At 60.2% G+C, this 12,842-nt stretch carries 10 protein-coding genes; 4 read left to right on the top strand and 6 right to left on the bottom strand.

Annotated elements, in window-relative coordinates; all coding sequences use genetic code 11:
- Positions 1-12 precede the first annotated feature (12 nt).
- A complete protein-coding gene (locus JTP94_RS28175; protein ID WP_204853737.1) occupies positions 13-1,227 on the top strand; it encodes an OpgC domain-containing protein in 1,215 nt (404 codons plus the stop codon).
- Between the two features lie 344 nt (positions 1,228-1,571).
- Positions 1,572-2,663: a porin gene (locus JTP94_RS28170; RefSeq protein WP_204853736.1), complete on the top strand. Its 1,092-nt coding sequence runs from the start codon at positions 1,572-1,574 to the stop codon at positions 2,661-2,663.
- A gap of 403 nt (positions 2,664-3,066) precedes the next feature.
- Here JTP94_RS28170 and JTP94_RS28165 read toward each other — a convergent pair whose 3' ends face one another.
- Together JTP94_RS28165 and JTP94_RS28160 are read right to left on the bottom strand one after the other, a co-directional pair.
- The gene (locus tag JTP94_RS28165; RefSeq protein WP_204853735.1) at positions 3,067-4,836 is read right to left on the bottom strand and encodes a glucan ABC transporter ATP-binding protein/ permease; all 1,770 of its coding nucleotides are present in this window, start codon (positions 4,834-4,836) and stop codon (positions 3,067-3,069) included.
- Positions 4,837-4,891: 55 nt separating this feature from the next.
- Positions 4,892-5,161: a hypothetical protein gene (locus JTP94_RS28160; protein WP_204853734.1), complete on the bottom strand. Its 270-nt coding sequence runs from the start codon at positions 5,159-5,161 to the stop codon at positions 4,892-4,894.
- A gap of 43 nt (positions 5,162-5,204) precedes the next feature.
- Between JTP94_RS28160 and JTP94_RS28155 the strand changes: the two genes are divergently transcribed.
- Positions 5,205-5,945 carry an autoinducer binding domain-containing protein gene (locus JTP94_RS28155; protein ID WP_034511068.1) on the top strand — a complete coding sequence of 247 codons (741 nt, stop codon included), beginning with the start codon at positions 5,205-5,207 and terminating at the stop codon, positions 5,943-5,945.
- 115 nt (positions 5,946-6,060) lie between these two features.
- The gene (gene pyc, locus JTP94_RS28150; protein WP_204853733.1) at positions 6,061-9,522 is read left to right on the top strand and encodes a pyruvate carboxylase; all 3,462 of its coding nucleotides are present in this window, start codon (positions 6,061-6,063) and stop codon (positions 9,520-9,522) included.
- A 124-nt stretch (positions 9,523-9,646) separates the two neighbouring features.
- On the opposite strand, the gene JTP94_RS28145 is transcribed toward pyc, so the two are convergent.
- From JTP94_RS28145 to JTP94_RS28130, 4 genes are all read right to left on the bottom strand, one after another.
- Entirely contained in the window at positions 9,647-10,084 is a 438-nt protein-coding gene (locus JTP94_RS28145; RefSeq protein ID WP_204853732.1) for a hypothetical protein, read from the bottom strand.
- A 117-nt stretch (positions 10,085-10,201) separates the two neighbouring features.
- The gene (locus tag JTP94_RS28140) at positions 10,202-10,963 is read right to left on the bottom strand and encodes an amino acid ABC transporter ATP-binding protein (RefSeq protein WP_204853731.1); all 762 of its coding nucleotides are present in this window, start codon (positions 10,961-10,963) and stop codon (positions 10,202-10,204) included.
- A complete protein-coding gene (locus JTP94_RS28135) occupies positions 10,960-11,640 on the bottom strand; it encodes an amino acid ABC transporter permease (RefSeq protein ID WP_204853730.1) in 681 nt (226 codons plus the stop codon). Before JTP94_RS28135 ends, JTP94_RS28140 begins: the two co-directional genes overlap by 4 nt.
- Before the next feature lie 87 nt (positions 11,641-11,727).
- The gene (locus tag JTP94_RS28130) at positions 11,728-12,501 is read right to left on the bottom strand and encodes an amino acid ABC transporter substrate-binding protein (protein ID WP_204853729.1); all 774 of its coding nucleotides are present in this window, start codon (positions 12,499-12,501) and stop codon (positions 11,728-11,730) included.
- Positions 12,502-12,842 lie beyond the last annotated feature (341 nt).

Genomic DNA, 12,842 nt, shown 5'->3' with positions numbered 1-12,842 from the left:
CAGGAGAGTTTGATGAACTCGAGGGTGAATATCGACGCGACTTCGGCAAAACGAATCAGTTCGTCGAAGCCTGCGGCGATGCGGGACACTCGGTTGGATGTCCTCAGGGCCTTGGCCCTGATCATGATCTTCATCAATCACGTGCCGGGGCAGTTCTTCGAACAACTGACCACGAAAAACTTCGGCTTTTCCGATGGAGCGGAGGCTTTCGTTCTGATTTCCGGAATCTCCGTCGGTCTCGCCTACGGAACGAAGTTTCTTCCCGGCAATCGGCTGGCAATGATGTGGAAGGCGGTCAAGCGCGCCTTCACCCTCTATACCGCGCATATGATCACGACCTTCGTGACGCTGGTGCTGTTCATCTCCGGCGCGTGGATCTTCCATCAGAAGGGCCTGTTGTGCGAGGTGAATATCCTCGCGCTGCTGATGGATCCGGGTCGCGGCATTCCGGCGCTGCTGACGCTCGGGCATCAGATCGGCTACAACAATATCCTGCCCATGTATGGCGCCCTGTTTCTGATGCTGCCGTTGATGATGCTGCTGGAGGCGAAAAATCCCCTGCTCCTGCTTCTCGTGTCCGCCGGCGTCTGGTTCGTATCGGGCATCTATTACATCGCGCCGCACACGACGTTGCTTGATGGATTCTGGTTCCTCAATCCGCTGTCCTGGCAGTTCCTGTTCGTCATCGGTTTCGTTGCCACCATGCATGTGAAGCGGGGCGGGCGGATCCTCGTTCATCCCGTGCTGATCGTGCTCGCTTCCGCCTATGTGCTCCTGTCCTTCATCTGGGTGACCGACAAGCTCTGGGTGATCGGCGACTATCTTGCGACGTTCGGCCTGCCGACTGTCGTCACCGGCTTCGACAAGACGTTCCTGTCGCTGCCGCGATTGCTGCATGTGCTGGCGCTGGCCTATCTGATCGTCAGCATACCATCCCTATCAGCGCTGCTGCGCCGCTCGGCGAACCATCCGCTGACGATCCTCGGGCGGCATTCGCTCAGCATCTTCGTGGCAGGCACGATCCTTGCCATGGCCGGCCAGGTCCTTCTCTACGTGACCAACAAGAGCCCCACCGTCGGCGCGATCTATGTCGTCATCGGTATCGCTGCACAGTTCGCCTATGCCTATCATCTCGAGCACAAGCGGCTTCAGATGGCTGGCCAACGTCCTGAAAAGGCACCGGCGAGGGCGATCACCATGCCCATGCATATCGGAAAGCGCCGTTAGCGTTTCATCGAGCCGTGCATGAGTACGGCTCAATCATTTGGTTTTTATTCATAATTCGGTTTGTGACACTTTCGCGATGGAAGTGTGACGTGATTTTTCTGCAACGCAAAATGACTTGGATGCGGCGCAGCAGAAATTAGAGTGCCCAAAATCTTGTTGTGCAAAATTTAATTGTTATATCGGCGATGTGACGGCGCTCGGGGAGCGTCGCCATCGCGCAGCCGGCCTATCCGAAAGGATGCGCCGCACTTTCATGGGGATTGTCAAAATCGGCAATGGGGTAGGGATCGTCGAGTTTTCGGCGCGATAACTCATGCCCAATCGATATTGGATTGGAGTGATCTATGAATATCAGAAGTCTTCTTCTCGGTTCGGCCGCTGCCCTGGCAGCCGCATCGGGGGCACAGGCGGCTGACGCCATCGTGGCCGCCGAGCCGGAACCGCTTCAGTATGTTCGCATTTGCGACGCCTATGGCGCCGGCTACTTCTTTATTCCCGGCACTGAAACCTGCCTGAAAGTCGGCGGCCGCGTCCGCACCGAAGGCGAATGGTACGATGCCTATAACGCCCGCAGCAAGAACGGCACGCTCTGGCACACGCGCGCAGAGCTGAATGTCGACACCGCAACCGATACCGAATACGGTCCGCTGAAGACCAACACGGTTATCCGTTGGGACTGGAATGACGGCAATACGACCAGCACCAAGCTGCTCTGGGCCAATATCAGCCTCGGCGGCTTCCTCGTTGGTAAGGCCGACTCGCAGTATAATTATTACATGGGCTATGCCGGCAACGTCATCAACGACGACGTCATCTATGACGGCCCGAAGGAACTCAACCAGCTCACTTACAAGTATGATGCCGGCAACGGCTTCACGGCTATTATCTCGCTGGAAGATTCCAACTCCTCGAGCGACACCTCGTCCTACGGCGGCGCATGGCAGACCGGTAAGGGCAACCACTATGCTCCGGACGTCGTTCTGGGCGCTGGCTACAAAACGGGTGCCTGGTCGCTGAGGGTGATCGGCGGCTATGATTCCGTCGTCGAGGAAGGTGCTGTCAAGGCCCGCATCGACGCCGACTTCGGCGCCTTCAAGGCCTTCCTCATGGGTGGCTGGAATACGGATGGCGACAAGCTGAACAAGTATGCCGGCTCCTACCTCAACAGCAACCGTTCTGCTTGCCCGACCAACGGCGCGGATTGCGGCTGGGGCGATTGGGCCTTCTGGACGGGCGCCAGCTATCAGCTGACCCCGAAGCTGCAGGCCAATGCCCAGGTGGCCTACACCGACTCGAAGATCTTCGCAGCCACCGCCAACGTCGCATGGCGCCCGGTCAAGGATCTGCTGGTCGAGCCGGAAGTCTCCTACACCGATTGGGATGCCGCCAACCGCGACCAGTGGGCCGGCGTACTCCGCTTCGAGCGCAAGTTCTGATCCGATCTCGGTTGGGTGCCGATGTTAACTCCTGGTAGCATCCAGCCGAATTGACCTCCGATCAGAAACGCGGAAAGGCCCGGTTTTCCCGCCGGGCCTTTCTTTGTTTTTGGTTAGCCGCGTATTCTGGACGCAAGTTTCTTGCAGGCAAAGCCCCTCACCCTAACCCTCTCCCCACAGGCGGGGAGAGGGGACCCCACTTCATGTTTGCGGCACTTGTGGACGGGAAGGTGCTGACTTTGTGCGGTAAGCCCCCTCTCCCCGTTTCAACGGGGAGAGGGCTGGCGTGAGGGGCCAGGTGCAGCTGCGGTGGCCTGATAAACGTCGCCCAGCCGGAAGTTCGGTAGCAAAAAGCCGGGAGAGCAGTGCTCTCCCGGCTTCGATCTTGGGCCCCTTGCGAATATCAGGCGGCTTCGGTTTCCGTTGTGTGTGCCTTGCGGACTTCCTCGTCCGTCAGGATGCCGCTGGCGCGCAGCAGGGCGGCGAAGCGGCCGTTGCTGTGGCTGAGCTCGCTGAAGCTGCCGTTCTCGATGACGCGGCCGTTGTCGAGGAAGAGGACGATATCGGCCTCGCGTACCGTCGACAGGCGGTGGGCGATGATGAAGGTCGTGCGGTTCTGGCGCAGGTTGTCGATCGCCGCCTTGACCCTGTTCTCCGTTTCGACGTCGAGCGCGCTTGTGGCTTCGTCGAGCACGAGGATCGGTGCGTCCTTGAGGATGGCGCGAGCGATCGCGATACGCTGGCGCTCGCCACCGGAAAGCTTGTTGCCACGCTCGCCGACACGAGTTTCATAGCCGCTCTCGCGGGTTTCGATGAAGTCGTTGGCGGCAGCCGCCTGGGCAGCGCGGATCATCTCTTCCTGGGTCGCGCCTTCGCGGCCGAGGCGGATGTTGTCGCTGATCGAGCGGTTCAGCAGCCCGGCATCCTGGAAGACCGTGGCGATGTAGCGGCGCAGCGACCGGCGCGTCACCTTGGTGATGTCCTGGCCATCGACCAGGATCTGGCCGCCCTGCGGGTCGAAGACACGCTGCAGCAGGTTGACGAGCGTCGTCTTGCCGGCGCCGGTCGGGCCGACGATGGCAACGGTCTGGCCGGCCTTCACCTTGAAGGAGATGTCGTGCAGGCCCTGCGAGGTGCTTGCAAAACCGAAGGAAACGTTGCGGAACTCGACTTCGCCCTTCACGTCCTTGATTTCGGCCAGGCCAGCCGGCTCTTCGCGTTCGCGGACTGAATCTTCCAGCGTATAGAAGTCTACCAGCTTGGCGCGCGCCTCGAAAATCTGGTTGGCGAAGTTGCGCAGCTGTTCCAGACGGCCGATCAGCACGTTTGCGAAGGCGATGAAGGTGATCAGCGCGCCAAGGCTCAGGCTGCCGTCCTGGACGAGCACGGTGCCGATCATCAGGATCGCCATCATGGCAACGGTCGAGGCCGTGCGGTTCAGCGCGCCGGCAAGCGCCCACCAGTCGAGAACCGGATACTGGGCGGCAAGCAGACGTTCGGTGAACGACTTCAGCGCCTTGGTTTCGGCTTCGATGCGGTTGTAGCTATGCAGCACCGAAACGTTGCTGATAGAGTCGCTGACATGCGAGAAGACCGTATTGTAGTGGCTTTCGACCGAAGTCTGGCCGTCCTTCGTGCGGCTCATGACCATCTGGCCGATGACCCAGTAGAAGATACCGAGCAGGATGAGCACTGCCGAGAGGCGCAGGTCCATAGCCATGGCAGTCGGCACCATGACGACGAGCGCAACGGCCGTCGTCAGGTGGTTGCGCATGAATTCGAGCCAGAGGCCGAACAGTGCTTCGCAGGCGCGCAGCAGCGTGTTGAGCGCACTCGCCGTGCCGCGCTGGCTATGCCAGGAAAGCGGCATCGAAATAATGCGGCTGAAGGCCTCCGTCAGCAAGGATGCGCGGCGTCCATGCGCAAGACGATCCGCCTCGCGGGACACGACGATGAAGGCGACAGCGCTGAATACGGCAAAGCCGGCCCACAGCATCATGGTCGGCGTCACTGCCTGTTTCTTGGCAATGGCGTCGAAGATGCGGCCGAACAGAACCGGTTCGTAGATGGTCGTCATCGCCAACGCGATGTTTGCGATCACGACCATCCAGACGCGGTAGCGATACGCGCCAAGATACTTCAGGGCTCTTGCATAGACTTTGAACAGCGACACGTTGGGCACCCTCTGTGCATAAGCAGAACTAGGAATGTTGCGATGCTACAGATGGCTACCTGAACCGGCGATTAACGGAATCCAACGCTGTTTTTTCACGGGAATTTTCACGCGCCGCGCGCACTCGCGCGAAGGTGACGCTATCGGTCGCCGCAGAAATGTGACAATTTGAGAAGGGTTTCGCCGCCACGCCGTTGCGTCGCGCAAGTACCGCCATTCCAGGTTGAAAGATAAAAATTTCGCCAAAGGCGTTCAATTTTGTGCCGAGCTGAGTATGTTGCCGGCGATCGCGCGCGTTGCGGGCATAAGCTGATATCGTCCGCAATGTCCGGCCGCCAACAATTCGGCTGCAAAGCCAAGGGGTGCATGTGTCTATCCATTCGTTATTACAATTGCTTGTGGTCATCGAAGAATGCAAGCTTGCCAAGAATGTCGTGGTCGAGCTCGAGCTGGTGCTCCGCTCCTACAAGTTCAATTTCTATGGTCTGCTGAAGCAGCCGCGGCCGAATGTCGATATCGAGAAGTTCATACTTGCGGGTCGTTGGCCCGATAACTGGCCGCTGACCTACGTCAATAAGAGATATCTGCTCGTCGACCCGGTGGCGCGCCATCTCGGCCGGGCGCAGCGGCCCTTCCGTTGGCGCGATGCCATGATTGCGCTGAAGGGAGACCCTCTGCGGCGGCGGATGGAGCAGATGATGGCGGATGCCCGCGCCAATGGGCTCGTCGACGGCTATATCTTCCCCATTCACGGACGCAACGGCCTGCTTGGAAGCATGACGATCGGCGGCGATGCGGTCGACCTGTCGCCGACGGAGCTTTCCCTTTTCGATGCGGTCGCCAAAAAGGCGTTCTGGAGACTTCTGGAGCTGCGCGACGAGGCCCAATCGCTGGAAGAGGCCGCCAAGGGCGACGTCAATCTGACCAAGCGCGAAATGGAAGTGCTGAACCATCTGGCCGAAGGCCTGACGTCGATCGAGATCAGCAAGCTTCTGAAAATCTCGAACCACACCGTCGACTGGTACATGAACAGCATCCAGGACAAGTTGAAGGCCAGGAACCGACAGCATATTGTCGCCATTGCTTTCAGAAACGGACTTATTCCGTAGCGGCAACTATTTTGATCTCCGATGCGATGGGGAAATTGAACTTCTCGTGACAAGAAGTTAAGAATTCTCTTCGCGGGTGCAGCATTGCCCGTTTCGATGCCGTGAGGAGACTGCATTGCCCATTTCCAAAATCCTGGTTGCCAACCGTTCCGAGATCGCCATCCGCGTCTTTCGCGCCGCCAACGAGCTCGGCATAAAAACAGTCGCCATCTGGGCCGAGGAAGACAAACTGGCATTGCACCGCTTCAAGGCGGACGAGAGCTATCAGGTCGGTCGCGGCCCGCATCTGGCCCGCGACCTGGGCCCGATCGAAAGCTATCTGTCGATCGACGAGATCATCCGCGTCGCCAAGCTTTCGGGCGCCGACGCCATTCACCCCGGCTACGGCCTCCTGTCGGAAAGCCCTGAGTTCGTCGACGCCTGCGATGCCGCCGGTATCATCTTCATCGGCCCGCGCGCCGATACAATGCGCCAGCTCGGCAACAAGGTCGCGGCCCGCAACCTGGCGATTTCTGTCGGTGTGCCGGTCGTGCCGGCCACCGAGCCGTTGCCTGACGATATGGCCGAAGTCGCGAAGATGGCCGAGGAGATCGGCTATCCCGTGATGCTCAAGGCCTCCTGGGGCGGCGGCGGTCGCGGCATGCGCGCCATCCGCGATCCCAAGGATCTTGCCAAGGAAGTGACGGAAGCCAAGCGCGAGGCAATGGCCGCCTTCGGCAAGGACGAGGTCTATCTCGAAAAGCTGGTTGAGCGCGCCCGCCATGTCGAAAGCCAGGTGCTTGGTGACACACACGGCAATGTCGTTCACCTGTTCGAGCGCGACTGTTCCGTTCAGCGCCGTAACCAGAAGGTCGTCGAGCGCGCGCCCGCACCCTATCTCACCGACGCCCAGCGCCAGGAGCTGGCCGCCTATTCGCTGAAGATTGCCGGTGCGACCAGCTATGTCGGCGCCGGCACAGTCGAGTATCTGATGGATGCCGATACCGGCAAGTTCTACTTCATCGAAGTCAATCCGCGCATCCAGGTCGAGCATACCGTGACCGAAGTCGTCACCGGCATCGACATCGTCAAGGCGCAGATCCATATCCTCGACGGCTTTGCCATCGGCACGCCGGAATCGGGCGTTCCGAAGCAGGCGGACATCCGTCTTAACGGCCATGCGCTTCAATGCCGCGTGACGACCGAGGACCCGGAGCACAATTTCATTCCGGACTATGGCCGCATCACCGCCTATCGCTCGGCCGCCGGCTTTGGCATCCGGCTTGATGGCGGCACGGCCTATTCGGGCGCCATCATCACCCGTTTCTACGATCCGCTGCTGGTCAAGGTGACCGCCTGGGCATCGACGCCGGCGGAAACCATCAGCCGCATGGACCGGGCGCTGCGCGAATTCCGTATTCGCGGCGTGGCGACCAACCTGACCTTCCTCGAAGCGATCATCACCCACCCGAAATTCCGCGACAACAGCTATACGACGCGCTTCATCGATACGACGCCGGAGCTGTTCCAGCAGGTCAAGCGCCAGGACCGGGCAACCAAGCTGCTTACCTATCTTGCCGACGTCACCGTCAACGGCCATCCCGAAACGCGCGGCCGTCCGGCGCCCTCGCCCAAGGCCTCGGCGCCGGTATTGCCCTATATGGACGGCAAGGCGCCTGACGGCACCAAGCAGCTGCTGGACAAGCTCGGCCCGCAGAAGTTCGCCGAATGGATGCGCAATGAAAAGCGGGTGCTGATGACCGACACGACGATGCGCGATGGCCATCAGTCGCTGCTCGCCACCCGCATGCGCACCTTCGATATCGCCCATGTCGCCGGCACCTATGCGCGGGCGCTGCCACAGCTGCTGTCGCTGGAATGCTGGGGCGGCGCCACCTTCGACGTTTCCATGCGCTTCCTGACCGAAGACCCGTGGGAACGCCTGTCGCTGATCCGCGAGGGTGCGCCGAACCTCTTGCTGCAAATGCTGCTGCGCGGCGCCAACGGCGTCGGCTACACCAACTATCCCGATAATGTCGTCAAGTACTTCGTCCGCCAGGCGGCCAGGGGCGGCATCGATCTCTTCCGCGTCTTCGACTGCCTGAACTGGGTCGAGAACATGCGCGTGTCGATGGATGCCGTTGCCGAGGAGAACAAGCTCTGCGAGGCGGCGATCTGCTACACGGGTGATATCCTCAATTCCGCCCGCCCGAAATACGATCTGAAGTATTATACCGATCTGGCCGTCGAGCTGGAAAAGGCCGGTGCTCATATCATCGCGCTGAAGGACATGGCCGGCCTGTTGAAGCCGGCGGCGGCCAAGGTGCTGTTCAAGGCGCTGCGCGAGGCGACCGGCCTGCCGATCCATTTCCACACGCATGACACTTCGGGCATTGCCGCTGCTACGGTGCTCGCCGCCGTTGACGCCGGCGTCGACGCGGTCGATGCGGCAATGGATGCACTGTCAGGCAATACATCGCAGCCCTGCCTCGGCTCGATCGTCGAAGCACTGAAGGGCACGGAGCGCGATCCCGGCCTCGATCCCGAGTGGATCCGCCGCATTTCCTTCTATTGGGAGGCTGTGCGCCATCAGTATGCCGCCTTCGAAAGCGACCTCAAGGGACCGGCTTCCGAAGTCTACCTGCATGAAATGCCGGGCGGACAATTCACCAACCTCAAGGAACAGGCCCGCTCGCTTGGCCTCGAGACCCGCTGGCATCAGGTGGCGCAGGCCTATGCCGATGCCAACCAGATGTTCGGCGATATCGTCAAGGTGACTCCGTCTTCCAAGGTGGTCGGCGACATGGCGCTGATGATGGTGAGCCAGGATCTGACGGTTGCCGACGTCGTCAGCCCGGATCGGGAAGTCTCCTTCCCGGAATCCGTCGTCTCCATGTTGAAGGGCGATCTCGGCCAGCCGCCGTCCGGATGGCCGGAAGCCCTGCAGAAGAAGGCGCTGAAGGGTGATAAGCCCTATACGGTGCGTCCGGGCTCGCTGCTTGCCGAGGCTGATCTCGTTGCCGAGCGCAAGGCGATCGAGACCAAGCTGGAGCGCAAGGTCGACGACTTCGAGTTCGCCTCCTACCTGATGTATCCGAAGGTCTTCACCGACTATGCGCTGGCCGCCGATACCTATGGCCCCGTTTCCGTGCTGCCGACACCAGCCTATTTCTACGGGTTGAAGGAAGGCGGCGAGCTGTTTGCCGAGATCGAACGCGGCAAGACGCTCGTCGTCGTCAACCAGGCGATGACGACGACCGACGACAAGGGCATGGTGACGGTGTTCTTCGAGCTCAACGGCCAGCCGCGCCGCATCAAGGTGCCGGATCGCGCCCATGGCGCTTCCGGCAGCGCCATCCGCCGCAAGGCGGAGGCCGGCAATCCAGCCCATGTAGGCGCGCCGATGCCGGGCGTCATCTCCACCGTCTTCATTGTGCCCGGCCAGGCCATCAAGGCCGGTGACGTGCTCGTTTCCATCGAGGCCATGAAGATGGAAACGGCGCTGCACGCGGAGAAGGACGGCACCATCGCCGAGGTGCTGGTGCGCGCCGGCGATCAGATCGATGCCAAGGACCTGCTGGTGGTTTATGGGGGTTGAACACCCATCGCCGCGATGCGTTAAAGGCGGCTCTTGAGCCGCCTTCTTATGGCTGAGTTGATGCGATGGAACTACATGCGGCCAAGCTCGCGGCGGTCTGAGGTGATCTTGCCGTATTAGGGGACTAGTTAGGCGAGCTTAATTGCCCGAATATCTCATTCACGCCGGCTTCCGCTCTTGCTTGGCCAATGGAAAGCGAGCTCTCCCTCAATGTATAGGGAAAGAAAACTACGACTGAATAATTGTCGCGATGGTCTAGCGCGACGGCGATCGCATCGCTCACTGAGCCGTCGGCACTTTTGTAACGGGCGTCGTAGACTAGTGCGGTTGCTTTATATTTGCCGTTTCGAGCTTCAGCGGCAAAGCCTTCTTTGAGAAGGGCGATCAAATCAGCAGGCTGCGGATGTTCATTTCCATCTGAGGCGCCGACCTGGGTGACTTTGCCATCCGATTGCATTGCTGCGCCGAAGGGGAGAAATTCTCCATAGGATTTCAGCATTTGCTCGGCAAAAGGCATCACGGCGCCTAATAGAACCTCGCAGTCGCCTTTCGGGGATTGCATGTCGTTCGCTCCTGAAGTTGTTGTCGTTACTATGATGACCGCTGTCACACCGGCCGCAGCAAGAAGGGTTGGTTCGTTCTCACAATTCCCCTCTTATCTCCGGCCGGAAATGCCCATTCAAATATCGTAGCTATGACCGGCATTCAGCGTCGAGATGAACTGCTTGGTGCGCTCCTGCGACGGTGAGCCGAAGATGCTGCGGGAGGAGCCGGTTTCGACGATGTTGCCGGCCTCGAGGAAGACGACGTTGTTGGCGATCTTCGAGGCAAGTCGCAGATCATGTGTCGCCATGACCATGGTCGTGCCTTCGTTGGCGAGCTTGCCGAGGACATCGACCACTTCGGCGGCGAGTTCCGGATCGAGCGCCGAGGTCGGCTCGTCGCAGAGCAGCACGCGCGGCGAGGGGGCAAGCGCCCTGGCGATTGCCACGCGCTGCTGCTGCCCGCCCGACAGCGTCGAGGGCCAGGCATCCATCTTGTGCGCCATGCCCACTTTGGTCAGCAGTTCGACGGCGCGGGCGCGGGCCTTGTCGGCCGGCCAGCGCAACACGGTCGTCAGGCCCTCCATGACGTTCTGGATCGCGGTCTGGTGCGGAAAGAGCTGAAAATTCTGGAAGACCATACCGGTCTGGCGGCGGATTTTCTGGATCTCCTGCCAAGCGGGCTTCTTGCCCGGCCGGAAGGTGGCCGTCTCCTCGCCGATGCGGATGGTGCCGGCGGTTGGAATTTCCAGGAGGTTGATACAGCGCAGAAGCGTGCTCTTGCCGCCGCCCGAGGGGCCCACAAGCGCCGTCACTGTGCCTTCCGGGATCAGCAGGCTGATATCTTTGAGGATGACATTGTCGCCGAAGCGTTTTTCGATATGCGACAGCTCGATCATGTCTGCGCCTCCAGCGTGCCGCCGGAGCGGGCGAAACGGCGTTCGAGATAGCCCTGCAGCGTCGAGAGGAAGGTGCTGAGCACGAGATAGATGATGGCGGCCTCGATATAGAGGATCAACGGCTCATAGGTCGTCGCCACGATGCGCTGCGCTGCCTGGAACAGTTCCGGCACGGTGATGGCGGCGGCAAGCGATGTGTCCTTGACGAGCGAAATGAAGGTGTTCGACAGCGGCGGCACGGCAACGCGCGCTGCCTGCGGCAGGATGGTGCGGCTCATCGCCTGGCGCCAGTTCATGCCGATCGAATAGGCGGCTTCCCATTGTCCCTTCGGCACCGAGGAGATGACGGCGCGGATGATTTCGGATGAGTAGGCGCCGACGTTCAGCGTGAAGCCGATGACGGCGGCCGGGAAGGCGTCCAGCAGGATGCCCATGCTCGGCAGGCCGTAGAAGATGACGAACAGCTGCACCAGCAGCGGCGTGCCGCGGATCACCCAGACGTAGAAACGCGCGACGGCAACCAGCGGACGGGGGCCGAACAGTCGGGTAATGGCGGTAAGGAGGCCGAGCAGCAGCCCGAGGACGAAAGTGATGAGGGTGAGCGGGATGGTGAAGACGAGCCCTGCCCAAAGCAGCGAGCCCAGCGAGTCCCACATCAGTTGCAACCAGTGCTCCAAGGAGAAGCGCCTTTCGATAAGAGAATGCGTCCGGAGATGACCCCGGACGCATCTTTTTCACAAATTGGTGTTTCTGCCTATTCCCACTTACTTCGAAACGTCTTGTCCGAAGTACTTCTGGGAGATCTTGGTATAGGTGCCGTCGGCCTTGATATCGGCGAGCGCCTTGTTGATGGCAGCCTGCAATTCCGGCTCGCCCTTGCGGATGATGGCGGCGGAATAATCGGCATTGGCCTGCTGGGCGACGATCTTCACCGGCGCGTCCGGCTTGTGCTTCTTGAAATCGAGGAAGGAGAGGCTGTCGTTGATCGTCGCGTCGGCGCGGCCCGTCAGCACGAGCTGGATCGACTGGTCGAAGCCGTCGGTGCCGACGAGTTCGGCACCCGACTTCTCGGCGAGCTTGCCGAAGTTGCTGGTCAGCGACTGCGCAGACTTCTTGCCCTTGAGGTCGGGGAAATCCTTGATGTCTTTATTGCCTTCCTTGACGATCAGCACGGCCTTCGAGGCGATGTAGGGATCGGAGAAATCATACTTCTGCTTGCGGGCATCGGTGATGCCGACTTCGTTGATGACGGTGTCGTAGCGGTTGGCATCGAGACCGGCGATCAGGCCATCCCACTTGCCTTCCAGGAACTGCGCCTTGACGCCGAGCTTGCCGGCGATGGCTTCGGCGATCTCGATATCAAAGCCGGTGAGTTTGCCGCTCTCGTCATGATAGGTGAAGGGGGCGTAGGTACCTTCCGTGCCGACCTTCAGCACGCCGGCAGCCTGGATCGCCTTGAGGTTATCGCCGGCATGGGCAGGCACGAGGAGCGCGGCCTGCACGAGGGCGGCGGCGGCAACAGTCTTCAACCAGTTCATCGTTTTCTTCCGTTTCTGAGAGCGGTTTCAATCAATGTCGCATACATCGCAGAAAAATTGCATCGCGGAAGCGTAGAAAACTGCGAAAGGATTGGGCAATTGCGAATATTTTTCTCAAAGGGGAGGGGTTGGTGATTTTTTGGGGTGGGAGCGGAACCGGGTCACTGTGGTATTTTACTGCGCTTGGAAACTGTCGATACTTCCGCTTTCGGCCCAAGCACGAACCCGCTACGCGGGAGGGCGCGCGCGGTGAGTTTGGTATGATTATCTGAGGTTCTAGGCAGGCTGTTGGTGTTGCCTGACCATGACGTTCCCTTCAACGAGAGGAACGTTCAATGGCC

Origin of the sequence: Martinezella lusitana (assembly GCF_016901135.1) — a bacterium.
Lineage (GTDB): Bacteria > Pseudomonadota > Alphaproteobacteria > Rhizobiales > Rhizobiaceae > Rhizobium > Rhizobium lusitanum_D.
This window is presented reverse-complemented; position numbering and strand designations above follow the sequence as displayed.

What these genes read in the sequence shown, in the direction of transcription:
- JTP94_RS28145 (WP_204853732.1), bottom strand. Translation starts at nt 10,084, where the DNA reads ATGCAATCCCCGAAAGGCGACTGCGAGGTTCTATTAGGCGCCGTGATG.
- JTP94_RS28130 (WP_204853729.1), bottom strand. Translation starts at nt 12,501, where the DNA reads ATGAACTGGTTGAAGACTGTTGCCGCCGCCGCCCTCGTGCAGGCCGCG.
- JTP94_RS28140 (WP_204853731.1), bottom strand. Translation starts at nt 10,963, where the DNA reads ATGATCGAGCTGTCGCATATCGAAAAACGCTTCGGCGACAATGTCATC.
- JTP94_RS28175 (WP_204853737.1), top strand. Translation starts at nt 13, where the DNA reads ATGAACTCGAGGGTGAATATCGACGCGACTTCGGCAAAACGAATCAGT.
- JTP94_RS28170 (WP_204853736.1), top strand. Translation starts at nt 1,572, where the DNA reads ATGAATATCAGAAGTCTTCTTCTCGGTTCGGCCGCTGCCCTGGCAGCC.